Here is a 22,951-nt window from a genome sequence, read left to right on the forward strand (position 1 = left end):
GGAAAACTGTGATTGATTTCACACGCCTGTCCGTCCCCCTGTCAATCATTCTCGGCAGGGCGGGAATGGCCTGTGCGGCGCCAGCGTGGCAGCGCCACGGCCAGCGCAACCAGCGCATAACTGACCACCAGCACCGGTCCGGCCGGCCAATCGAGCAGCAGCGCCGCCGTCAGCCCGGCCAGTACCGCCATGGCGGCACTGGCCCAGGCAACAGCCAGAGTCCGTCCGGGCCAGGCCGCCGCGGCTAGAGCCGGCAGGATCAGACTGGCAAACACCACATAGACCCCGGCCAGCTGTACCGAGGCGGTCACAGCCAGCGCAAACAGGACATAGAATCCGATCCCGGCACGCACACGCGGCCAGACGAACCAGGCCAGCAGTACCAGGGCGTAGAGCGGGGCGGCCAGGATCAACTCGCTCCAGCCCACGAACAGCAGCTGTCCGGAGAGCAGATGCTGAATGGCCTCGCCGCCATGCGGCTGGTCGGCCAGCAGCAGCAGGGCGAGCGAGGCCGCCAGCACGAAGCTGCTGCCGATCAGCGCTTCCTGCTGCGCCGGCAACCGGCGTTCGCTCCAGTGGAACAGCAGCGCAGCGGCCAGGGCGCAGGCCACCGCCACTGCCTGCAGCAGCCAGCCCGCCGCGTCCGGCCAGTAGAGCTCCATCACCACCAGACCCAGACCGGCGATCTGGGCGATGGCCAGGTCGATGAAGATGATGCCGCGGCGCAGCACCTCGATCCCCAGCGGGGCATGGGTCAAGCCAATCGCCAGCCCCGCGACCAGGGCCGGCAGCAGGATCCCGAGCAGTTCAGGGCTGAACATGAACCGACTCCAGCTGCACCAGGGTCTGCTCGAACAGGGCGAACAGATCATTCACCCCGTCCGCGCCCCCGACCGTGTAGGGCAGCACCAGCACCGGCAGACCGGTCCTGGCGGACAGCCAGTCGGCCGCCTCCGGCGCGGCGTAGGGCGTGCGCAGGATCGCGGCCGCGCCCTGCCCGCGCACCTGCTGCAGCAGCCGCTCCAGATGGGACGCTGTCGGCGGGATACCCGGTCTCGGCTCCAGGGCGGCGACCTCGCGCAGCCCCAGCCAGTCGATGAGATACACCCAGGCCTGGTGGTGCACGATCACCGGCAGCCCCTGCAGCCGGATGCCGCGTCTCTCCCAGTCGCCGATCGCGGCACCCCAGCGTTGGCGGAAATCCTCCAGCCGTGCCTGATAGTGCTGCGCCCGGCCGGGATCGATGCCCTGCAGTCGCTCAGTCAGGACCCCGGCGACCCGATCGATGTTATGCGGATTCAGGTGCAGGTGGGGATTGCCCTCGGGATGCACATCGCCCTGGCTGCGATCGACGTGCTCGGGCACATCACGCAGTTCGACCACCGAAGCCGCCAGCAGGTGGCCCGGGGCACCGACAGCGACCGACGGATTGCCCGCCTTCTGCAACAGCACCGGCAGCCAGCCCACCTCCAGTCCGCCTCCGCTGCATACCAGCAGGTCGGCGCGGCGCATGGCGGCGATCAGGCTGGGCCGGGCGCGGATATAATGCGGATCCTGGCGGGCATGGGTGGCGGAAAACACCGCCACCGCATCGCCGCCGATTTCCTGCGCCAGTGCGGCCCATTCGGGTTCGCAGGCGAAGACCTGCACCGGATCCGCAGCCCGGGCCAGGCCCGATGTCAGCAGCAGGATTATTGCTAATGTCCGTATATATTGCATACAGAATCTCCTTGCAGCGCGGATGCAACGCAAAGGACGCGGAGACGTTTATGCCCTCCTGGGTGCGAAGGCACAGAGCAGTTCATTACATGAATTGCCGTTGTCATGCCTGGCATCGTCATCCCGAAGCACCGCGTGAACCTGTGAACACAGTGGCATCTGGATCCCGGCCTGCGCCGGGATGACAGAAAACACGTAGTCCCGTAGGTCGGATTAGCCCGCAGGGCGTAATCCGACACTGACCGCAGGCCCGTCGGGTTACGCTGCGCTAACCCGACCTACCCTGCTGCGTTGCTATCGCCCACACATCAGTATTTATGCGCCCCGTGCGCGCCCAGGCTCATGATGTACTGCACAATGAACTGATCATCCCGCAATCCCTCGCTTAACTCTTCGCGGTTGTACTGCAGCCGCACCCGGCTGAACTCGCTGTTGGTCCAGTCCAGCATCAGGGCATAGGCCTCGGGGTCATGGCCGCCGCCGTCCAGGGCACTGCCTGCCAGGCCGGCGGGAACGTCCGGCGCCTGCAACAGACTGTAGCGCGCGCCCACCCGCCACTGCGGCCGGAATTTGTACACCGCCTGGACATAGCCGCCGTTGACCGCATCATCGAAGCGCACCGGCCCGGCCCCGATGTCATAGCTGCCGTCCTCGTCCCGGTGGAAGAACTCGGCCTGCAGGGTGACTTCCCGGTTGCGCGGATTGCCCGTGGGCGCCCAGGTGTAGCGCAGATCGGCCACGTACAGATCGGTATCACCGGCAAAGCTGACATCGCCCTCATTGGTCACCCGCTCGGCCGCCTCGCCCGACAGGACATAGGCCCCGACGCGCCAACTCTGGTTGTAGCCTATATCCCCGCCCAGCCGGCCGTACAGGGACCAGGCCTCAGGGCCGCTGCCGGTGGAATCGCCGAACGGCAGGTCATCGCCGCGGAACACCCCGCCGCCGATCTCGGAATAGAGCGCGGTCGGCAGCACATAGCTGAACTCCACGCCGTCGTCGTTGAAGGCATTGTTGAGGAAGACCCGGCTGGGCAGCGGCCGATCGGCGAAATCGTCCTCGTGGGTGTGATGCTCGTTGAGATAGCCCAGGGTCCAGAAGGCCCGGCCGGCCTTGAGACTGAGGCCGGTCGGCAGGCCGGCCCCGCCCAGGGTCTGGACATAGGCCTCCTCCAACTCGACCTTATCCTCGCCCTCCTCGCGCACGATCGCCGCGGTCATGGCGCCGTAGAATTTGTCATCCACATTGGCGGCGACATTGAGTTCGGATTCGTCCACGGCCAGGCCCTCGCGGCCACGCTCACCTTCCTCACCCACGCCGAAGCCGGCGATTTCACTCCCGGACTCGGAAAAGCCGGACCAGCGGCCGTTGAGAATCACGCCGATGGAGGGATTGAACTCGTTGCTGTAGACCCGGCGGTGCTGGCCGGCCGGGGCCCGGGCCGGGGCAGCGGGCGCAGCATCAGCACCGGCATTCCGCGGCTGCGATTCCAGCTGTTCCAGCTTGCCTTCGAGTTCGCTGATACGGCTCTCGTAGGCCTGGCGCAGGGCGCGGATCTCCTCACGCACGGCTTCCAGTTCAGCCGTTGCATTCTGATCGGCCGCAGCCGGGCTAATGACGGACATGACGGCGACGGCCAGCGTCGCCCGGGTGAAATTGCGCATTCTGATGCTCCTGTTCCTGTAATCGTGATTCAGCAGGCACCACCGCATTCACGCGCGCGGTGCCGGAAACAAACACAGTCGTTGACTCAGACGAACAGGGACAGGGGCGGCGCGCGGGGTTGCGCCGGGTGATGATGGAACTGGCGTTCGCCAGTGGCGGGGATCGCGACGTACAGCGGACGCCGGTTGCGTTCGGGACCGGCGACTGAAACATCCACCGCCAGGCCGTCGGCGCCGTGCTTGGCATAATGCAGCACATCGCAGGCCTGGCCGAAATGCTCATGCGGGGCGAAGTCGTGCTCGGCCAGATGTGTCAGGCTGGCCACCTGCATGCCGGCGAACAGCAGCAGCAGCGCCAGCAGGGCATGGCGCGGGGAGCGGTTTCGGCAGTGGCGGCGCAGTCGGTGCATGGCGGCACAGCATAGCCTAACGCCGACCGGGGTCAACACCGGGATTCGCCACCAGGGCGTGGAATCTATCTATGTCGGGGTCGCCGGGTTACAATTTGCGTATTGACAGCCACGGAATACACGCAAAGCACGGACAATTGTATGTTGCTTGCTGCGGCATCTGTAGGTCGGGTTAGCGAAGCGTAACCCGACGCAGTCCGCGGTTCGCGTGTCGGGTTACGCCCTGCGGGCTAACCCGACCTACACATGATTGAATTCAAATTTTCCGTGCTTTGCGTGTATTCCGTGGCGCTTTTGACCCCCTGCTGGGCTGCACAGACCTGACCGGACATGGACACCCAGGCAATCGAGCAATTCGGCCAGCGGCTCCTCGCCATCCTGCAGCGCCACCCGCAGGGACTGAGCGAACACGGGTTGCTGCAGGCACTGCGCGAGACGGACGAGGACGCGCTCGGCTCAGCCCGTCTCGATGACAGCCTGAACCTGTTCCAGACCCACTTCATTCTGTTCCATGCCCTGTACCGGCTGCGCGAGCGCCTGCTGACCGGTGGCGATGAAACCCTGTGGATCCACGTACTGCGCATTCAACTGTTGCCGCTGGAGGAGAACGCCGCCCAGGCCCTGGGCGGACATGATCCATTGCGCGACTATTACCTGGACTGGTCCAACCTGGAGCAGACCTCGGCAGCCGATGTCGAGGCCATGCTGGGGCGTTTCTGGCAACGCTATCTGCGCCAGGACCAGCGGGTCGAGGCGCTGCGCGTACTGGAACTCGATGCCGATGCCGACGTGACGGCCATTCGCGATCAGTATCGCCGGCTGGCCATGCGCCACCATCCCGACCGCGGGGGCGACACCGCCACCCTGCAGGCCATCAACGAGGCTGCCGCCCTGCTGCTCGGCAAGGGCGGCAGCCGCTGACACCACAACGCCATGTCCCTGTCCGCCTATCAACTCATCCTGTTCCCGCAGCGCGACGATATCAGCGCGGCGCAGCGTGCAGCGTTGCTTTCCCATCTGCACGGGTGCGGCTTCCTGGGTCAGGCATTCGAACTCGACGGGCGCGAGCATTTCACTACCGGCGCGCAGTTTCTTGACCAACTGGTGTTTCTCGGCTGCTCCCCCTATATCGAGACCGAGCCCCCCGCCGATACCGCGGCACGCAACACCGCGGCACGACAGGGCCGGTTCTGTCATCTCCATCTCACCCGCCTCCTGCCCCGGGCGCGCTTTCGCGCCAATCCGCGCGCCAGGGTGCGCTGCCCGGCCTGCCGCAAGTCCGTGGCGGCAGCCGAGCTCCTGACCGGGCCCGGGACGGACCGGACCTGTGCGCACTGCGGGCACGAGGCCGCGATCACGGACTGGAACTGGCAGGGACACGCCGGATATGCCAACCTGTTTCTGGAGGTCTGGGGCATCCATCCGGGAGAGGCCGCACCTACCGAAGGGTTTATTCAGGCGATTGAAAAAATTACGGATTCCCCCTGGTCCAGCTTCTATACCCAGGCCGACCAGCAGCCGGCGGATGAAACCGGCCCGGTCATGTGGCACAATGACCGACCAAATTGATCAGGTACGTCAATCGGCGTGCCGCCGGACACTGCAGGTAGTGATATGGCTTCCGAAGAACCCGAACTGAGCAAGGAAGAGCGCATCCTGCGCATGATGAAGCGTGTGCTCACCGATGTCGCCAAGGACACCCATGCCAAACCCGGCTTCCGGCATCCGCTGTCCGAAAACACCATCGAAGGCATTCGCGACTGTCTGGCCCTCATCGCCGCCCGCGAGCAGGAACTGGCCGAGGAATTCGGCCGTCCCATGAACATGCGCCCGCGCTTCATCGACGAGCCCAAGCGCGAGGTTGTGGTGCCGCTGAATGTCACCAGCCTGCGCGGCGACAAGCCCGGCAGCGGCGACCACTGAATTCAATACAGCCATCGTCTCCCCGCGATCCGGGAGACCAGGAGTTGACCATGGACCTCACCAATGAAGAACGCGTAGCCCTGACCCGCGCCGTGATCCGGATGCTGGACAGCTGGGGCGCCCAGAACTCCGACCAGGTCAGGATACTGTGCCTGCCGGACGGCACGCCCGCACGCAGGATCAACCGTTTCCGCGACATGAACGAGGCCCTCCCGGACGAGCCCCGGGTCAACGAATCGGTCGAGCACATCCTGGGCATCGCCGACGCCCTGCGCACCACCTTTCCGGCCAATCCCCAGATGGCCCCGATCTGGATGCACCGCCGCAACAAGCACCTGCGCCGGCGCACCCCCCTCAGCTGCATGATCGAGGACGGCCTCAGCGGCATGGTGCGGGTACGCACCCACCTGGACTGCGCCTTCGCCTGGGACAGTTCGGGCTCCTCCACTCACGCCTGAACCGGCTGATCCCGCCCCCGGCAAAACCCCGCAACTGCTGGGTTTTTTGTGCCTCCTCCCGCCGCGCCCGGACTCAAGTCAGCCCGCCCGGCGCCGTTATCCTGTTCACACCCCTTGCCAACAGGGGAAGAACAACACCAAGGGAGGCCCCCCACCCATGTTCAGTATCAAGATGGAGCATGTGCTCGACCGTCTGTCGCGGCACTATCAGCCCTTTAACCTGCTGTCCGAGGAACGCCTGCGCGAGGTCGTCAACATTGTGCGTTTCATCGAACTGCGCGAGGGTGAGATCTTCCAGATCGCCGGCGGCCAGGATCATGACTACCTGTTCGTGGTCGAGGGCCGGCTGGAGGTCATCTGCAGCGGCACCATCACCTCGCTGGCCGGCCCCGACGACACCCGCAAGCGCCCCGTGGTGCTGCCGGCCGCCCCGGCGACCTGCACCCTGGTGGCACGCCAGGACAGCATCATCTGTCATGCCGACCGCGAGATGCTGGACAACCTCATCTCCTGGGATGAGGTCGTGCACATGATGGAGGACTCCGGCGCCGAGACCGCCAGGCTGCTGGAGAAGGTGCGCAACTCCCTGGTATTCCGGCGCCTGCCGCTGGAAACCGTGGAACTGGCGTTCCAGAAGATGCAGACCCAGGTCGTCAAGGCCGGCGAATACGTCATCCAGCAGGGCGAGGCGGGTGATGCCTACTACATCATCCTCAACGGCCGGGCCGAGGTCTATCAGCGCGGCATCTATGACGATGCGCCGCACAAGATCGCCGATATCGGCGAGGGCGACGCCTTCGGCTGCGAGGCTTTGATCTCCGGCAGCACCCGCAATGAATCGGTGCTGATGACCGAGGACGGCGAGGTCCTGGTGCTGGACAAGGCCGCCTTCGAGGAACTGATCAGCAACCCGCTGATCAAGACGGTCAACCCCAGCGTGGCGCGTACCATGGCCGAGACCGGCCACGAACTGATCGATGTGCGTTATCCGGAGGAGTTCGACGACCACCACATTCCGGGCGCGCGCCTGGTCCCGCTGTTCGAACTGCGCAACCGGATGGAGGAACTGGACCGGAACAAGCAGTACATCGTCTATTGCCATGGCGGCAGCCGCAGCGCCGTCGCCGCGCTGATCCTGGCCCAGAACCAGTTCGATGTGCTGTCACTGGACGGCGGCATCCGCAGCTGGCCATTCGAGACCCAGAGCATCTACGACCGCCAGGCCGAGATGGAAGGCAGAGAAACCGAGGCGGCCTGAGTCCCCCGGCACCACTGCAGAACCGGCCGGCAGCGGCCGGTGCGAGCAAACCGCAACGCCTCCCTTCGGGGAGGCGTTTGTTGTTGCAGCGGATCGGGGCTGGACTAAACTCGAATTCAATGGGGTCCGCCCCAGAAACAATCATGCATGCCTCACAGTTCATGGAGCGAAGACACAGATGACGAGCGCCAGCAAGAGCACCAGCCGCCGCAAGACCCCTGCCAGCCCGGCAAAAACCGCCGGTTCACCTGCCAAACGGGCGAGCGCTTCCGGATCCGGGAAAAAAGCTGCACGCGCCCAGATCACACCGGAACGCCGTCATGAGATGATCGCCGAGGCGGCCTATCTGCGGGCCGAATCCCGCGGCTTTGCCCCGGCGGACCCGCTGCACGACTGGCTTACGGCGGAGCAGGAGGTGGATGCGCGTCTGGCCGGGCAGACGCAGGGCGCGGACGCTCCCGTACACTGAAGCCGGGAGTTTATGCCCCCTTGCCGGGGCGCCGCCGGCGCCCCGCCGGTTTCCTGTCTCCCTGACCACGCACTTCCGCCTGCGGCGGCAACCCGGTGTGCTGGGTCAGGAACGGCCTGCCCTTGCCCTTGCCCGCGGCCCGGCCTCCCTTCGCCGGCTGCCCGGTCCCCGCCGGCTGCCAGCGCGGTACCAGGTGACGTTTGCCGTTGCCGATCAGATCCTCCCGGCCCATGCGCTTGAGCGCATCGCGCAGCAGCGGCCAGTTGTCAGGGTCATGGTAGCGCAGGAAGGCCTTGTGCAGCCGCCGCACCTTCAGCCCCTTCGGAATGCTCACGGTTTCACTGTCATGCCGCACCCGGTGCAGCGGGTTCTTCCCGCTGTAGTACATGGCCGTGGCGGTGGCCATGGGCGAAGGCAGGAAGGTCTGCACCTGGTCGGCACGGAAGCCGTTCTGTTTCAGCCACAGCGCCAGATTGAGCATGTCCTCATCGGTGGTGCCGGGATGCGCGGCAATGAAGTAGGGGATCAGGTACTGCTCCTTGCCGGCGGCCTTCGAGTAGCGCTCGAACAGCTTCTTGAACCGGTAATAGCTGCCCATGCCCGGCTTCATCATCTTCGTCAGCGGCCCGTCCTCGGTGTGCTCAGGGGCGATCTTGAGATAGCCGCCGACATGGTGGGTCACCAGTTCCTTTATGTATTCAGGCGATTCCACCGCCAGGTCGTAGCGCAGGCCCGAGGCGATGGAGATGCGCTTGATGCCCGGCAGCGCCCGCGCCCGCCGGTACAGGCGGATCAGGGGATCGTGATTGGTGTTGAGGTTCCTGCAGATCTTCGGATACACGCAGGACAGCCGCCGGCAGGCCGCCTCGGTCGCCTCGTCCTTGCAGGCCAGGCGGTACATATTGGCGGTCGGTCCGCCCAGATCGGAGATCGCGCCGGTGAACCCGGGCACGGAATCGCGGATGGTCTCCAATTCGCGGATGATGGAGTCTTCCGAGCGGTTCTGGATGATGCGGCCTTCGTGCTCGGTGATGGAGCAGAAGGTGCAGCCACCGAAACAGCCGCGCATGATATTGACCGAGAAGCGGATCATCTCGTAGGCCGGGATGTTCGCCCCGCCGTAGGCCGGATGCGGCAGCCGGGTATAGGGCAGTTCGAATACCGCATCCAGTTCCGGCGTGGTCAGCGGAATCGGCGGTGGATTCAGCCACAACTCACGCTCACCGTGGCGCTGCACCAGCGGCCGGGCATTGCCGGGATTGGTCTCCTGGTGCAGCACGCGCGAGGCGTGGGCATAGAGCACCCTGTCGTCCTTGACCTCCTCGTAGGACGGCAGACGGATACAGGTCCGGCCACCGGTCGGGCGTTTATGCCGCGGGTGGAACTGCACCACCTTCGCAGTGGGATCGGCGGCGGCTGCGGGCGCCTGCTTGTCGCAGGCCGGCGCCTCGGCGTAGGGGTCCTCATGCGTATCCACCCGCCCAGGGGTGTCGACATGTGAGGAATCCAGTACGTCCCAGCCCTCCGGCAGGCGCTTGCACACATAGCCGGTGCCGCGGATATCACGCAGTTCGCGCACCGATTCACCGCCCGCCAGCCGATGGGCGATCTCCACGATCTGGCGCTCGCCGTTGCCGTAGACCAGCAGATCGGCCTTGGCGTCGAACAGGATGGAGCGGCGGATCTTCTCCGACCAGTAGTCGAAATGGGCGATGCGGCGCAGGCTGGCCTCGATGCCGCCGATGACCAGCGGCACGTCCTTCCAGGCCTCGCGGCAGCGCTGGGAGTAGACCAGCACGGCGCGATCCGGGCGCAGGCCGCCGGCGCCATCGGGCGTATAGGCGTCGTTGCTGCGCACCTTGCGATCGGCGGTATAGCGGTTGACCATGGAATCCATGTTGCCGCCGGTCACGCCGAAGAACAGCGTCGGCCGTCCCAGACGGGTGAAGTCCGCCGTGCCGGTCCAGTCCGGCTGGGCGATGATCCCCACCCGGAAGCCCTGCGCCTCCAGCACCCGGCCGATCACCGCCATACCGAAACTGGGGTGATCGACATAGGCGTCGCCCGTGATCAGGATGATGTCGCAGGCATCCCAGCCCAGGGCATCCATTTCGGCGCGCGACATGGGCAGCACCGGCGCCGGGCCGAGGCATTTGGCCCAGTAGGGCCGGTAGGCAAAGATGTCGGGGGCGCTGTGCATGGAAAGAGTACTGGTACTTGAGATTGACGGGGCTTGGATCGACAATAGCCGGGCCGCGTGCGGCGCAATCGCATCAGTGTAGCATTTTCACCGCTGCTGCGTGCGGCAAAAACCTCTTTTTTTGTAACCTTTCAGGCGGTTGCCGAGGAACCGGACCGGTCATGGATCAAACCGAACAGCACAATCTGCGTCAGCGCCTGGAGGCCCTGCGGCTGGAGCACCGGGACCTGGACGAGGCGCTGCTGCGTCTGAACCAGGACCCGGCCATGAACCAGCTCACCCTGCAGCGGATGAAGAAACGCAAGCTGCTGCTCAAGGACATGATCCACCGCCTGGAAAGCGCCCTGATTCCCGACCTGGACGCGTGACCCCGCTGCTGCTCATCCTGCTGGCTGCGTTGGTTCTGTTCTGGCTCGACAGTATGAAGGCCCGCGACCTGGCCGCCGCCGGCGCCCGCGACACCTGCCACCAGCAGGGCCTGCAGCTGCTGGATGCCACCGTCACCCTGAGCCGCCTGGGCCTGACCCGGACCCCGCGCGGGCATGCCACCCTGGCCCGCACCTACCGCTTCGAATACAGCCGCGACGGCGCCACCCGCCAGACCGGTTTCATCCGCCTGCGCGGCCACCGCATCGAGACCATCGGCCTGGCTGACGATGCCGGCTGACAGAAAAATTCAAGAGCGCCACGGAATACACGGAAAACACGGACGAGATAAATCCAATCCAAAAGTAGGTCGGGTTAGCGTAGCGTAACCCGACACTAATCGTTGGCCTGGCCATGTCGGGTTACGCCCTTCGGGCTAACCCGACCTACATGCTATCGATAATATTTCATGCCGGGCGCAAAGCGCCTCGGCATGCATTATGAAATTTCCGTGTTTTCCGTGTATTCCGTGGCGCTCTTGATTTTTGCCTAATCAATATGCGCGATGCGATCGACGAACAGCCGCTCCGGCGGCAGGCCGTGGCGGACCAGCAGCTCGATCAGCGCCACCAGGTCCGCGTCGGGGCCGTTGACATAGACATCGAAGCCGGACAGATCCGGATAGTCGGTCGTGATGCGCAGGCCCGCGTGCAGCAGGCGGCGGGCCCGCGGAGACAGCCCCGGGACATCGGCCAGATCCGGCACCTGCGGCGGCGTCCAGTCCGGGTTGTCGCCCTGCCCCACCACCGGAATGAAGCGGAAGTCATCCAGGCCGTCCTGCCAGGAACGGCAGTAGTTGGCCAGATACAGATCCTCCGGCCGCGGCACCGCCCAGTACAGGCGCAACGGCTGATCGAACTCCAGCGAGATGGCATGCTCGATCAGGCTCTTGACCGGCGCAAAGCCGGTCTCGCAGGCCAGGAACAGGCACGGCCGGCCCGAGTCCTCGTCCAGGGTGAAGCGTCCAAAGGGGCCCTCCACCTCGACCTTGTCGCGCGGCTTCATCCGGTTGAAGACGTACTCGGCAAAGGGATCCCCCTCCACCTGCTGGACATGGAATTGCAGCAGCATGCCATTGCAGGGGCAGCTGGCAATGGACTTGTTGCGGGTCGGCAGGCCCTCGCCGCTGAGCGTCACGTACTGACCGGCCAGGAACCACAGTGTCTGGGTGCGCGGCGTGCGCAGCTGCAGTTCCATCACGGTATCCGACAAGGGATTGAGCCGGGCCACCGTGGTCGTGATGCGATGATGCGGTATGTCCTCGGCGCTGCGCGCCTCCACGGCCTCGAGCACCAGATCACTGGCGGCATGGGCCCGACACATGAGGAAGTGGTTGTTGGCCTTCTCCTCACGGCTGTAGACGTAGTCGTGATGCCCCATCCGGCCCAGTTCGCCGGAGACCAGCCGCGCCTGGCAGTCGCCGCAGCTGCCGCTGTTGCAGTTGTACTTGAGGTTGAGCCCGGAGCGCAGCGCGGCCTCCAGCAGGGTCTCCCCGGCCTCGGCCTGGAACACATTTCCGGAAGGCAGCAGTTCGACCCGGTGGCTCATGGAAGCGGACGGCTACAGCAGCCGGAAGGGTTCTTCGTCAGTCAGCTGCAGCAGCTGCTGCACTGCGGCCAGTCCGTCACGGGCAAAGGCATCGATATCGTCCCAGGCATCGTTGGCCGCGAAAACCTGTGCACCGTCGGGCAGGATCAGACGCATCGCCCAGCGGCCCTTGTCCTGCGCCTCCCGGGGCGCCGGTTCGCAGGTCAGGTACAGGCCGGGCTCCGGGTTGCCCTCGTGCACCACGGCCAGGATATAGCGGTAGTCATTGGCGTCCCCGGTCTCGATCTCCCCCAGGACAGTCACGGAAAACTGCCCCAGCTGATAGCGTTGCTGAGGGATGGCGGTCTTGATATCGGGCTTGTTCTGCATGTTCAGGCACCCCCTGTATGGCTTTACCAGCAATTGTAACGGATGGCTGGCAGCGACAAACCCCAAATACCTGCTTGATTACCGGGGTTAATGCGCACATCCGGTGCCTGGGTTAGAATTTCCCGCAACCTCAGAATCGATCAACCCCCCGGAGGGCGACACGATGCCGTATTACATCTATGACATCACCCAGGATCCAACCGGTATCGCCAGGAACCTGGAATACCAGGCCGAGTTCGACTCCTTCCAGGAGGCCAAGAAGTTCGCCCGCAACCGCCGCGCCGAACTGGGCCGGGACACGGACATCCTGGTCAAGGTCATGTTCGCGCCCAACCAGCTCGAGGCCGAAGAACGGCTGATGGAGAAGCGCGAGAAGCCGATCGTGATGGAGTGGGAAAAGTAGGCCTCGCATTCCACCATGGAAGAGGACGAATACCGCTCCACCTACGACGCCGTGAATCAACGGCGCTGCATCTTCGAGAAGGCCATCAATGCCCGCCATGTCGGCTGCACCCAGATGCACCGCTTCTACCTTGCCGACCGCGAAGGCGTGGGCTGCCAGTCCGAGGACGCCAACCGACGCTGCATCGCCCTGCTGGAGCGGATGCGCCGGGACGCCCGTTTTGCCCTGCAGCTGACCCACATCGGCGGCCCGCTGCCGCACAACAAGGAGATCCGGGTCCAGGTCGGCGGGTTGCTCGGCATCCAGACCCTGGTGCAGCCGGAACGCGCCGGCGCCAGGAAGGTGGAGAACGCCTTCGATACCCTCAACCGCGCCGAACAGCGCTTCGGCAGCATCGACGCCATCCCCTTCAACGAGGTCATGAAGGACATCAAGCAGTTCCAGGGCCGCAGCCGGCGGCGGGGATTTAAGAAATAAAGAGCGCCACGGAATACACGGAAAGCACGGAAAATTACATATTGCTTGTTCAGAATCCCGTAGGCAGGGTTGGCGCAGCGTAACCCGACAGGTTCGATGCCAATGTCGGGTTACGCCCTATGGGCTAACCCGACCTGCATATGCTGGGATAATTTTTCTTTGTCCGTGCTTTCCGTGTATTCCGTGGCGCTCTTGAATATCAATCAGAAGCCAGTGCCGCGCTGACCGCTGCCTCCAACTCCGCCTCGTCGATGGGAAAGGCCAGGGTGCGGAAGATGGGAAAGCGGGCCTGCAGCCGCGCCAGCTGGTGGGCGTATTCCTGCTCATAGAACACGATCACCCGCGTATCCGGCAGTCGCTGCACCACCGCCAGCAGGCTCTCCAGACTGCTGGTGCGGTCACGGAAATCGGACTGGAAATTGAACTCGGCCACGATCACCCGCGGCTGGCGTTTGCGCGCCGCAGCCAGCGCCTTGCGCATGGTCCCCTCCACGATCACCTCACAGCCCAGGCGCTGGTAGAGGGGCGCGAAATTGGGATAGCCACCCAGTTCGATGATGGACAGAAGTACGGGCCTGGACATGGTGGAGGGACCTCTGATCATGTCGTCACGATTCAAAACCGCCATTCTACCGCATCCGGTATGGATATCGCCCGGCGGGGCTGGCAATCAGCCGGACTTGGCTGCAGACTCGGCAGCTTCAACGGCCCGGCGCCGAGGCAGGGTGTGCGCGGATTACCCGTTGCACCCGGCCTGACCCGCGTCACTTAACACCGAACACAAGAGCACGATCATGAGCGACCGCGAACAATGGCAGCAGCTGGATGAGGAACAGTACCGCGTGACCCGCTGCAGCGGGACAGAGCGGCCTTTTACCGGCAAATACTGGGACCACAAGGGCGACGGCGTCTATCTGTGCGTATGCTGCCAGGCGCCCTTGTTCGACTCCCGGCACAAGTATGATTCGGGCAGCGGCTGGCCCAGCTTCTGGCAGCCCGCCGCGGGCGCCGACATCGCCGAACTGAGCGACACCAGCCACGGCATGGTGCGCACCGAGGTGCGCTGCGGCCACTGCCAGGCCCACCTGGGGCACGTCTTCCCCGACGGCCCGCCGCCGACAGGACTGCGCTACTGCATCAATTCCGCCTCGCTGGATTTCACTCCGCGGAGGAGTTGAATTCAACTCCGCGACGAATAACGCAAAGGACGCAGAGGCGCGGAGACGCTAAGGTCTCAAAAAAGCACGTAGGTCGGGTTAGCGTAGCGTAACCCGACAGCCCGCGGCATGTTGGGTTACGGTGCCATGCACCTAACCCAACCTACAGAATCTTTGCGCCTCTGTGTCTTTGCGTCCTCTGCGTTCCCGTCACCGTTGCTGACTAGTCCTCGTCAGCGGACGGGAAGGCGTAGCCGGCTTCCAGTTCCTCCGGCGTGGCGTCGCGGATATCCAGCACTTCCAGCACGAAGCGCAGATCGCGGCCGGCCAGCGGGTGGTTGCCGTCGACGGTGATGGCATCCTCCTCCACCGCGGTGACGGTGAAGTCCAGGCTACCGCCTTCGGGGGATTCGCCCTCCAGCCGCGCACCCACGTAATGCGCCTCCTCGGGGATCTCTGACGCCGGCACCGCCAGGCACAGGTCCGGATCGTACCGGCCATAGGCCTCGTCTGCGGTCAGTTCCAACTCCATCTTGGCATCCACGCCCAGGCCTTCCAACGCCTGTTCCACCCTGGGAAAGGCGCCGCCGTAGCCGCCGTGCAGATAGTAGAGGTCGTCGTCATAGGCCAGTGCCTGGTCCGAGCCCTGCTCGAACACGGCGTAGCGCAGCCGTACCACCTTGTCCCTGACCACGCTCTGGTAGTTGCGTTTCCTGACGAAATGGAGAGTCTTGGAATCTTCGCTCATGCTGTCTGCCGCTCCTGTCGGAACATGACCAGGTGATCGATCTCCATCCGGATACCGATGGATTCACCGATGGCATGATCGTGATGGCTGGGCGCGAAGCACAGCACCCGGGTGCCACTGTGCAACTCCAGCGTGTAGAGAAATTCAGCGCCGCGGAAGGCCTTTTCCACCACCCGCGCCTGCAGCTCGCTTTCGTCGTCGTGCTGGATGTCATCGGGGCGTACCAGCAGATCGACCTTGCAACCCGGGACGCAGCCCTCGGGGATGCGTCCGGGAATGATGCCCAGTTCGGAATTGACATGCTGGTCGTTCAGCACCTCGCCGGTGATGATCGCCCCCTGGCCGATGAAGTCGGCCACGAAGCGGTTGGCCGGGCGATGGTAGAGATTGTAGCCGCTGTCCCACTGCATCAGCCGGCCCTGGTTGATCACCCCGATCTCGTCGGCCATGGCGAAGGCCTCGTATTGATCGTGGGTGACCAGGATGGCAGTGATTTCCTCCTGCTTGAGGATGGCACGCACCTCGCGCGCCAGCTGCTCGCGCAACTCGGCGTCCATGCTGGAGAAGGGCTCGTCCAGCAGCAACAGTTCGGGGCGCGGGGCAATGGCGCGAGCCACGGCGATACGCTGCTGCTGGCCGCCGGAGAGCTGATGCGGGTAGGCCGAGGCATAGCCGGGCATGCCCACCAGTTCCAGCAGCTCCCGCACCCGTGTCCGGCGCTCGCGCTCGGACAGTTGGCGCAGCCCGAAAGCGATGTTGCCGGCCACGGTGAGGTGCGGGAACAGGGCGAAATCCTGGAATACCATGCCCACCCGGCGCTGCTCCGGCGGCAGGGCCCAGCCGCCGTGGCTGACGACCTGGCCACGCAGCCGGATCTCGCCGGACTGCAGCAGTTCGAAGCCCGCGATGGCGCGCAGCAGGGTGGTCTTGCCGCAGCCGCTGGGACCCAGCAGGCAGCCGATATTGCCCGTCTCCAGGCCGAACGAGACCTGCTTGACGACCGGAATACCGTCGTAAGCGAGGCTGCAATTGTCGACTTCGAGCAGTTCAGGCATGACCGGGCCGGGAGTGGGCGATGCTGCGGCTGAGCAGAATGACCGGAATGATACCGGCCAGCACGATGGCCAGGGAAGCGCTGGCGGCATCGGCCAGGCGTTCATCCGAGGCCAGTTCATAGGCCCGCACCGCGAGCGTGTTGAAATTGAAGGGGCGCAGGATCAGGGTCGCCGGCAGTTCCTTGAGCACGTCGACGAACACCAGCAGCACCGCGGTGAGCAGGCTGCCGCGCATGATGGGCATGTGTACCCGGCGCAGCACCTCGCCCGGGGGGTAGCCCATGGAGCGGGCGGCATCGTCCATGCTGAGTTTGATCTTCCCCAGTCCGGCCTCGACCGTCTGCAGCGACACCGCCAGGAAGCGCACCGTGTAGGCGAACAGCAGCGCGGCCAGGGTGCCGGACAGCAGCAGGCCGGTGGAGATCCCGAACTGCGCCCGCATCCAGCCGTCCAGGGTATTGTCGAAGGCGGCGAAGGGAATCATCACGCCCACCGCGATCACGGTACCGGGCACGGCATAGCCCATGCCGGCGATGCGCACTGCGCCCTGCACCAGCCAGTTGCCGTGCAGGCGCTTGCCGTAGGCCATGAACAGGCCCAGCAACAGGGCGATCAGGGCCGCGCTGCCGGCCAGTATCAGGCTGTGCCAGGTCAGCTGGATGAACCCCGTCCCCACCGTCTCGGGCGCGGTACGCAGCGCCCAGACCAGCAGCTGCCCGGCCGGCACCAGGAAACCGAACAGCAGCGGCACCAGGCACACCAGCACCCCGACCGGAAGCTGCCAGCCCCGCAGCCGGTGCCGCGGCAGGCTGCGGTAACGGCTGGTGGTGTGGTGGTAGCGGGCCTGGCGGCGCGACCAGCGCTCGAGCAGGATCAGCACGAACACGAAGCTCATCAGCAGGGCCGAGAGCTGGGCCGCGGCAGCGGGATCACCCAGGCCGAACCAGGTGCGGAAGATGCCGGTGGTAAAGGTGTTCACGCCGAAGTACTGCACCGTGCCGTAGTCGGCCAGGGTCTCCATCAGCGCCAGTGACAGCCCCGTGATCACTGCAGGACGCGCCAATGGCAGGGCCACCCGGCTGAAGGTGCGCCAGGGGCTGGCTCCGAGCGTGCGGCTGACCTCGAGCACGCACACCGACTGTTCCAGGAAGGCGGCCCGGGTCAGCAGGTAGACATAGGGATAGAGCACCAGCGACAGCATCACCACGGCACCGCCCAGTGAACGCACCTGGGGGAACCAGTAATCGCCGTAGCCCCAGCCGGTCAGTTCGCGCAGCCCGGTCTGCACCGGCCCGGCGAAATCCAGCAGGCCGGTATAGGTGTAGGCGATGATGTAGGCCGGGATGGCCATGGGCAGCAGCAATGCCCATTCGAAGATTCTGCGGCCGGGAAACTCGCAGGTGGTGGTCACCCAGGCCGTGGACACGCCCAGCAGCAGGGTGCCGGCGCCGACGCCGAGCATCAGCAGCAGGGAATTGACCACATAGTCCTGCAGTACGGTGGCGGCCAGGTGGCGCCAGACCTCGCCGGCGGGCTCGAACACGAAGCTGAATACCGTCAGCACCGGCAGGGCCACAATCAGGGCCACCAGCAGCACGCCCGCACGCCAGCCGCTGCTCAGCCAGTGCTGACGTGAGGATACCTCCGGGACAGTCTGGGTCGTCGTGCCAGGGCCTGTTAACACTAATCTAATCGTCTCTGTTGTGCCTGAAAAAGCGCCAATCGAGGCGCGAGGAGCGCAGTTTGGTCACTCCAAATAAGCGACGAGCAACGCCGAGTGGCGCTTTTTCAGGCGCAACCCATCGGGCTGGGGCTGATTTTCCGCCCAGCGGCGTTATCATTCGCTCATGTAGAATGACTACACCTCGCTCATTCTGCCTTGCTGGACGAAAAATCAGCCCCAGCAGAGGCGATTAGATTAGTGTTAACAGGCCCTAGTCAAATACGTGGCCCGCAAACAACGGCGGGGTGCCGTGCACCCCGCCTGGACAGATCCTCGGCAATAATCCGGGGCAGCGCTACTTCCAGCCCGCCCGATCCATCAGCCGTACCGCCTCGGCATTATATTTCCCCAGAAGATGCAGGTCCAAATCATCGGCCTTGAAGTCACCCCAGGCCGCCAGGGTGTCGCTGACCGGCACCGAGTCGCGTACCGGGTATTCGTGGTTGACCTGGGCGTACCAGGCCTGGGAGGCATCGCTGGAGAGAAATTCCATCAGCCGCACGGCGTTGTCGCGGTTTCCGGCAGCGGCGGTCAGGCCGATGCCGCTGACATTGACGTGAGTACCGCGGCCGTCCCCATGCCCCTCCTGATTGGGCCAGAACACGGCCACCCGCCCGGCGGCCTCGCGCTGTTCCGGATCGTCCTCATTGAGCATCACGCCCAGGTAGTAGGTATTGATCACCGCCACATCGCACTGGCCGGCCGCGGCGGCCAGCACCTGATCGCGATCACCGCCGATGGGCGGACGGGCGAAGTTGGCCACGAAGTCACGGGCCCAGGCCTCGGTCGCCTCGACCCCATGATGGGCAATCATGGACGCCACCAGCGACTGGTTGTAGATGTTGTCGGAAGAGCGGATACAGACGCGGCCCTTCCACTTGGCAGCGGCCAGCGCCTCGTAGGTCGACAACTCCCCGGGCTCGACCCGGTCGGTGACATAGACAATGGGACGCGCCCGTACCGACAGCCCGAACCAGTAGCCCTCGGGATCACGGTAATGGGCGGGGATACGCTCATGCAGGGTGTCTGACTCGACCGGCGCCAGCACGCCGGCTTCCCGGGCACGGTGCAGCCGGCCGGCATCGGTGGTCAGCAGCAGGTCGGCCGGGCTGTTGCGGCCTTCGCTCTTCAGCCGCTGCAGCAGGGCATCCGCCTTGCCGGTGACCAGGTTGACTTCGATGCCGGTCTGCTCGGTAAAACGGTCCAGCAGCGGCTTGATCAGGTTTTCCTGACGCGCGGAGTAAAGATTGACCTCGGCTGCGACCGCCGGACCGGCGAGCAGCAAGGCACACAGAAACGGCAGTATCCAGCGTGAAAGTGACATGACAGACATCTTCGGACTACCCCTGTAAAACTCATGACCGAAAGGAAACGGTAACAATTATCATTTTCATGGCGTTTCGATGCAAGCCCGGCAGGGGACAGAGATTGATTTCCTCTGATGCAGGAACATGAAATCCTTGTAATTCTGCGGGTTGCGATGCCTGCTCCGGTGGGACACAATCCCGCTCATGATCACTTCCTCCGCACCCGTGGCGAGGCTGCACCCGCTGGAAACGCTGGAATTCACCAACAGCTATGCCCGCCTGGGACCGGCCTTTCACTCGCCGGTCGCCCCCACCCCGCTGAGCGACCCCCACCTGATCAGCTTCAATGCCGACCTGGCCGGGCAACTCGGCCTGGATCCCGCCGAAGCCGGACGGCCCGGATTCCTGGCCTGGCTGAACGGCGAACACCGACTGCCCGGCAGCGAACCGGTAGCCATGCTCTATGCCGGCCACCAGTTCGGTCACTACGTGCCGCAACTGGGCGACGGACGCGCGATCATCCTCGGCGAGATATGCACCGACCACGGCGAACGCTGGGAACTGCAGTCCAAGGGCGCGGGCCCCACCCCCTACTCGCGCAACGGTGACGGCCGGGCGGTGCTGCGTTCCACCCTGCGTGAATACCTGTGCTCTGAAGCCATGCACGCACTGGGCGTACCCACCACTCGCGCCCTGTGCATGGCCGGCTCCAATGAGGAGGTCTACCGCGAACGCATCGAGCGCGGTGCCCTGCTGCTGCGCGCCGCCCCGAGCCATGTGCGTTTCGGCTCCTTCGAGGTCTTCTATTACCGCAACCAGTTCCCGCAACTGCAGCTGCTGGCCGACTACGTCATCACCCATCACTACCCGCAGCTGCAGCAGGCCGACAATCCCTGCCTGGCACTGTATCAGGAGGTGGTCGAACGCACCGCACGGCTGCTGGCACAATGGCAGCTGATCGGCTTCGCCCACGGGGTGATGAACACCGACAACATGTCCATCCTCGGCCTGACCCTGGACTATGGGCCCTTCGGCTTCATGGACACCTATGATCCGGGCTTCGTCTGCAACCACTCGGACCACGCCGGCCGTTACGCCTTCGACCGTCAGCCCGACATCGGACTGTGGAATCTGAGCTGCCTGGGCCAGGCCCTGCTGCCTCTGCTGGATGAAAACGCCGAGGCCGCCGCGGAACTGGCCACGGCCCAGTTCGAACGCTATCGGGATATCTTCACCGCGCATTATGAGGCCGGCCTGCGCGCCAAACTGGGACTGCAGACGGCCGGCACCCATGACCTGGAGCTGGCACAGGAATTCCTTGCCCTGCTGGCGGACGATGGCCGCGACCATACCCTGAGTTTCCGCCGGCTGGCGATGTTCGACAGTGGCGACAACGCCGACAATCGCGACCTGCGCGACCAGTTCATCAACCGCGAGGCCTTCGACGCCTGGAGCGCACGCTATCGCGACCGGCTGCGCCGGGAAAACAGCGATGACGCCGTGCGCCGGGCGGCAATGAACCGGGTCAATCCCAGGTACATCCTGCGCAACTACCTGGCGCAGCAGGCCATCGAACAGGCCGAGGCGGGCGACTACAGTGAGCTCGAACGCCTGCTCCAGATCCTGCGGCGTCCCTTCGACGAGCAGCCGGAACACGCGGCCTATGCCGCCGAGCCACCGGACTGGAGCCGGTCGATTACGCTGAGTTGTTCATCCTGATGCAGGCACCTGTCGCCAGGACCGCAGGGCGGGGGAAGCGCAACGCAACCCAGCGCAGCCCGATTTCATGATGGGTTGCGGCGCGCCGCGCCTTCACCCATCCTACCCGATCACACCCGGCACCAGGACCCTGTCTGCATGACCCTCGATCTCAATCAACTGAACGGCCTGGTCCGCCAGGTCGGCCAGGAAGAACTCATCCCCCGCTTCCAGCGCATCGGCCATGAGTACAAGGCCGACGGCAGCGTGCTGACCGAGGCCGATCTGGCGGTCGACGCCCGGCTGCGCGAACAGTTGCATGAACTGCATCCCGAGGCCGCCTTTCTCAGCGAAGAGATGTCGGCCGCCGAGCAGGAGATGCTGCTGGCCGATACCGACACCCCCCTGTGGTGCCTGGACCCGCTGGACGGCACCAGCAACTTCGCTGCGGGCATACCCTGCTTCGGCATCTCGCTGGCACTGATCCGCGGTGGCGAGGTGGAACTCGGGATCATCTATGATCCGCTGCGTGACGAATGCTTCAGTGCGCAGAAAGGCAGGGGCGCTTACCTCAATGACCGGGCGCTGCAGGCGGCTGCCAGCGGCATCGAACTGCAACGGGCCGTGGCCATGGTGGATTTCAAGCGTCTGACCCCCACGCTGCGCCGGCGGCTGGTGGAACAGCCGCCCTACAGTTCGCAGCGCAACTTCGGTTCCTGCGCCCTGGAGTGGGGCTGGATGGCGGCCGGACGCGGCCATGTATACCTGCACGGCGGCCAGAAGCTGTGGGATCTGGCCGCCGGCAGCCTGATCCTGACCGAGGCCGGCGGCACCTGCCGCACCCTCGACGGGGAAGATGTATTCGCTCCCCGTCTGGCCCCGCGCTCGGTGGTCTCGGCCTCCGATCCGGCACTGTTCACCGCATGGCGCGACTGGCTGGCGGAAAACGACTAGTGTTCAGGGTTCGTCACCCTCCAGGTCGGGAAACCGCGCAGCGTACTTCGCGATCCATTCCCGCGCCGCCTCCTCACCGGTCAGTTCCCGGCCCTCGAGTGCCTGCACCCGGCGTTTGTAGTGTTCGATATAGCACACCTGCTCCACCATCCGGGCACGGAACTCGTCGCCCGGCATGATGAACTCCACGCCCACCTCATAGCCCTCGCCGACAGGATTGCACCAGCTGACCCGCGCCGGGGCCTCGAACGGGGGCTGCACATCGGGGATGCGCAGCCGGAGTATCTGGCCGCGACGCTGCGGCCGGGCGGCACTGAAGGCGAGGCCGCCCTGACTGATGTTGCTCAGCCGTTCACGGCGGGGATAGCGGGCCGTGTCCTCGCTGAACTCGATCGGTATATCACACGGGTGGCGGATATAGCTGCGCATGTCTGCCCCCTCTGCTTCGGCAGGACGTCAGGATAACGTCCTGCCCGGAAGGGAGGCATATATCCTGCCAGAAGGCTGGGCGTGGCTCAGTCCTCCAGCCATCCCTGCAGGGCGGTGATCAGGCTGCGGGCCTGGTCGGGGCTGGAGATGTTGAACTTGGATTTCTGAAAGTACTCGCCGTTGCGTTTCTGGTAACGGCGGATGGTGTACTTGTCCTTGCTGTACTGCTCCTTCTGGCGATCCCAGTCCTGGTAGCGGAAGATCACCGTGGACCAGGCGCCCTTGGACAGGACCACCTTGTCCAGCTGCTTGACCAGGGTGATGCCGTCTTCCTCGTACTCGATGCTCAGATCGTCAACCGTCGATGCCATATCGCGACTCCGGATGGGTGGCGGGGAAATCCCCGAATCAGGCCGGATACTCTGGCGATTCCGGGGCATTTCGTCAAATGGATCACACTTCCACCCCAAAACAGCAACTTGGTCTCAAGATTAATGCCCTGCCGGCGCTAATCCTGACGAGCGCCTCAGTGTTCCCGGACGGCCAGCGGATTCCA

Annotated in this window: 27 protein-coding genes; 13 read left to right on the forward strand and 14 right to left on the reverse strand. The window is 64.8% G+C overall.

Going from position 1 to position 22,951, the window contains the following annotated elements:
* Window positions 1–41 precede the first annotated feature (41 nt).
* The 4 genes from COW1_RS09045 to COW1_RS09060 all read right to left on the reverse strand — a co-directional run bounded on the left by COW1_RS09045 (window position 42) and on the right by COW1_RS09060 (window position 3,793).
* Window positions 42–821: a metal ABC transporter permease gene (locus COW1_RS09045; protein WP_201343964.1), complete on the reverse strand. Its 780-nt coding sequence runs from the start codon at window positions 819–821 to the stop codon at window positions 42–44.
* Entirely contained in the window at window positions 808–1,719 is a 912-nt protein-coding gene (locus COW1_RS09050) for a metal ABC transporter solute-binding protein, Zn/Mn family (protein ID WP_201343965.1), read from the reverse strand. The genes COW1_RS09045 and COW1_RS09050 overlap by 14 nt, the downstream gene beginning before the upstream one ends.
* 308 nt (window positions 1,720–2,027) lie before the next feature.
* Window positions 2,028–3,383, reverse strand: coding sequence for a hypothetical protein (locus COW1_RS09055; RefSeq protein ID WP_201343966.1), 1,356 nt, complete (start codon window positions 3,381–3,383; stop codon window positions 2,028–2,030).
* Between the two features lie 86 nt (window positions 3,384–3,469).
* Window positions 3,470–3,793, reverse strand: a complete 324-nt coding sequence (locus COW1_RS09060; protein WP_096365104.1) for a hypothetical protein — start codon at window positions 3,791–3,793, stop codon at window positions 3,470–3,472.
* A 330-nt stretch (window positions 3,794–4,123) separates the two neighbouring features.
* On the opposite strand from COW1_RS09060, the gene COW1_RS09065 reads away from it, so the two are divergent.
* From COW1_RS09065 to COW1_RS09090, 6 genes are all read left to right on the forward strand, one after another.
* On the forward strand, window positions 4,124–4,714 hold the full coding sequence (locus COW1_RS09065) for a DNA-J related domain-containing protein (RefSeq protein ID WP_096365102.1): 591 nt from the start codon (window positions 4,124–4,126) through the stop codon (window positions 4,712–4,714).
* Window positions 4,715–4,726: 12 nt separating this feature from the next.
* Complete coding sequence (locus COW1_RS09070; RefSeq protein WP_096365099.1) at window positions 4,727–5,362, forward strand: hypothetical protein; 636 nt, start codon at window positions 4,727–4,729, stop codon at window positions 5,360–5,362.
* A gap of 45 nt (window positions 5,363–5,407) precedes the next feature.
* Window positions 5,408–5,716 carry a segregation and condensation protein A gene (locus COW1_RS09075; protein ID WP_096365097.1) on the forward strand — a complete coding sequence of 103 codons (309 nt, stop codon included), beginning with the start codon at window positions 5,408–5,410 and terminating at the stop codon, window positions 5,714–5,716.
* 50 nt (window positions 5,717–5,766) lie between these two features.
* A complete protein-coding gene (locus COW1_RS09080; protein ID WP_096365095.1) occupies window positions 5,767–6,174 on the forward strand; it encodes an antitoxin Xre/MbcA/ParS toxin-binding domain-containing protein in 408 nt (135 codons plus the stop codon).
* Window positions 6,175–6,331: 157 nt separating this feature from the next.
* Window positions 6,332–7,432 (forward strand): cyclic nucleotide-binding domain-containing protein, encoded by a 1,101-nt coding sequence (locus COW1_RS09085; protein ID WP_096365093.1) that lies wholly within the window; start codon window positions 6,332–6,334, stop codon window positions 7,430–7,432.
* A gap of 178 nt (window positions 7,433–7,610) precedes the next feature.
* Window positions 7,611–7,901, forward strand: coding sequence for a DUF2934 domain-containing protein (locus COW1_RS09090; protein WP_096365091.1), 291 nt, complete (start codon window positions 7,611–7,613; stop codon window positions 7,899–7,901).
* Window positions 7,902–7,911: 10 nt separating this feature from the next.
* On the opposite strand, the gene COW1_RS09095 is transcribed toward COW1_RS09090, so the two are convergent.
* Window positions 7,912–10,101, reverse strand: coding sequence for a YgiQ family radical SAM protein (locus COW1_RS09095; RefSeq protein ID WP_201343967.1), 2,190 nt, complete (start codon window positions 10,099–10,101; stop codon window positions 7,912–7,914).
* 161 nt (window positions 10,102–10,262) lie between these two features.
* Here COW1_RS09095 and COW1_RS09100 point away from each other — a divergent pair, with 161 nt between their 5' ends.
* Together COW1_RS09100 and COW1_RS09105 are read left to right on the forward strand one after the other, a co-directional pair.
* Window positions 10,263–10,469, forward strand: a complete 207-nt coding sequence (locus COW1_RS09100) for a YdcH family protein (protein WP_096365087.1) — start codon at window positions 10,263–10,265, stop codon at window positions 10,467–10,469.
* The gene (locus tag COW1_RS09105; protein ID WP_201343968.1) at window positions 10,466–10,768 is read left to right on the forward strand and encodes a DUF3301 domain-containing protein; all 303 of its coding nucleotides are present in this window, start codon (window positions 10,466–10,468) and stop codon (window positions 10,766–10,768) included. The genes COW1_RS09100 and COW1_RS09105 overlap by 4 nt, the downstream gene beginning before the upstream one ends.
* Window positions 10,769–11,016: 248 nt before the next feature.
* Here the strand turns inward: COW1_RS09105 and COW1_RS09110 are convergent, their stop codons facing one another.
* Window positions 11,017–12,075: a 2Fe-2S iron-sulfur cluster-binding protein gene (locus tag COW1_RS09110; protein WP_201343969.1), complete on the reverse strand. Its 1,059-nt coding sequence runs from the start codon at window positions 12,073–12,075 to the stop codon at window positions 11,017–11,019.
* Between the two features lie 12 nt (window positions 12,076–12,087).
* On the reverse strand, window positions 12,088–12,444 hold the full coding sequence (locus COW1_RS09115; protein WP_096365080.1) for a hypothetical protein: 357 nt from the start codon (window positions 12,442–12,444) through the stop codon (window positions 12,088–12,090).
* A 163-nt stretch (window positions 12,445–12,607) separates the two neighbouring features.
* On the opposite strand from COW1_RS09115, the gene COW1_RS09120 reads away from it, so the two are divergent.
* A complete protein-coding gene (locus tag COW1_RS09120) occupies window positions 12,608–12,847 on the forward strand; it encodes a hypothetical protein (RefSeq protein ID WP_096365078.1) in 240 nt (79 codons plus the stop codon).
* Window positions 12,848–12,862: 15 nt separating this feature from the next.
* Window positions 12,863–13,324 (forward strand): hypothetical protein, encoded by a 462-nt coding sequence (locus tag COW1_RS09125; protein ID WP_201343970.1) that lies wholly within the window; start codon window positions 12,863–12,865, stop codon window positions 13,322–13,324.
* Between the two features lie 199 nt (window positions 13,325–13,523).
* On the opposite strand, the gene COW1_RS09130 is transcribed toward COW1_RS09125, so the two are convergent.
* A complete protein-coding gene (locus COW1_RS09130; RefSeq protein ID WP_096365074.1) occupies window positions 13,524–13,907 on the reverse strand; it encodes a hypothetical protein in 384 nt (127 codons plus the stop codon).
* A gap of 211 nt (window positions 13,908–14,118) precedes the next feature.
* On the opposite strand from COW1_RS09130, the gene msrB reads away from it, so the two are divergent.
* Window positions 14,119–14,502, forward strand: a complete 384-nt coding sequence (gene msrB / locus COW1_RS09135) for a peptide-methionine (R)-S-oxide reductase MsrB (protein ID WP_201343971.1) — start codon at window positions 14,119–14,121, stop codon at window positions 14,500–14,502.
* A 202-nt stretch (window positions 14,503–14,704) separates the two neighbouring features.
* Here msrB and COW1_RS09140 read toward each other — a convergent pair whose 3' ends face one another.
* The 4 genes from COW1_RS09140 to COW1_RS09155 all read right to left on the reverse strand — a co-directional run bounded on the left by COW1_RS09140 (window position 14,705) and on the right by COW1_RS09155 (window position 19,340).
* Window positions 14,705–15,229: a peptidylprolyl isomerase gene (locus COW1_RS09140; protein WP_201343972.1), complete on the reverse strand. Its 525-nt coding sequence runs from the start codon at window positions 15,227–15,229 to the stop codon at window positions 14,705–14,707.
* Window positions 15,226–16,284 carry an ABC transporter ATP-binding protein gene (locus COW1_RS09145; protein WP_201343973.1) on the reverse strand — a complete coding sequence of 353 codons (1,059 nt, stop codon included), beginning with the start codon at window positions 16,282–16,284 and terminating at the stop codon, window positions 15,226–15,228. The genes COW1_RS09140 and COW1_RS09145 overlap by 4 nt, the downstream gene beginning before the upstream one ends.
* Complete coding sequence (locus COW1_RS09150; RefSeq protein ID WP_201346078.1) at window positions 16,277–17,905, reverse strand: iron ABC transporter permease; 1,629 nt, start codon at window positions 17,903–17,905, stop codon at window positions 16,277–16,279. The genes COW1_RS09145 and COW1_RS09150 overlap by 8 nt, the downstream gene beginning before the upstream one ends.
* A 397-nt stretch (window positions 17,906–18,302) precedes the next feature.
* Window positions 18,303–19,340 (reverse strand): Fe(3+) ABC transporter substrate-binding protein, encoded by a 1,038-nt coding sequence (locus COW1_RS09155; RefSeq protein ID WP_201343974.1) that lies wholly within the window; start codon window positions 19,338–19,340, stop codon window positions 18,303–18,305.
* Between the two features lie 178 nt (window positions 19,341–19,518).
* Here COW1_RS09155 and COW1_RS09160 point away from each other — a divergent pair, with 178 nt between their 5' ends.
* Both COW1_RS09160 and COW1_RS09165 read left to right on the forward strand, forming a co-directional pair.
* Window positions 19,519–21,033, forward strand: coding sequence for a YdiU family protein (locus COW1_RS09160; RefSeq protein WP_201343975.1), 1,515 nt, complete (start codon window positions 19,519–19,521; stop codon window positions 21,031–21,033).
* A 138-nt stretch (window positions 21,034–21,171) separates the two neighbouring features.
* Entirely contained in the window at window positions 21,172–21,966 is a 795-nt protein-coding gene (locus COW1_RS09165; protein ID WP_201343976.1) for an inositol monophosphatase family protein, read from the forward strand.
* 3 nt (window positions 21,967–21,969) lie between these two features.
* Here COW1_RS09165 and COW1_RS09170 read toward each other — a convergent pair whose 3' ends face one another.
* Together COW1_RS09170 and COW1_RS09175 are read right to left on the reverse strand one after the other, a co-directional pair.
* Window positions 21,970–22,395: a PilZ domain-containing protein gene (locus COW1_RS09170; RefSeq protein ID WP_096365060.1), complete on the reverse strand. Its 426-nt coding sequence runs from the start codon at window positions 22,393–22,395 to the stop codon at window positions 21,970–21,972.
* An 86-nt stretch (window positions 22,396–22,481) separates the two neighbouring features.
* On the reverse strand, window positions 22,482–22,766 hold the full coding sequence (locus tag COW1_RS09175) for a hypothetical protein (protein ID WP_096365058.1): 285 nt from the start codon (window positions 22,764–22,766) through the stop codon (window positions 22,482–22,484).
* Window positions 22,767–22,951: the final 185 nt, after the last annotated feature.

The sequence above is a fragment of the Thiohalobacter sp. COW1 genome (genome assembly GCF_016629505.1).
Lineage (GTDB): Bacteria > Pseudomonadota > Gammaproteobacteria > Thiohalobacterales > Thiohalobacteraceae > Thiohalobacter > Thiohalobacter thiocyanaticus_A.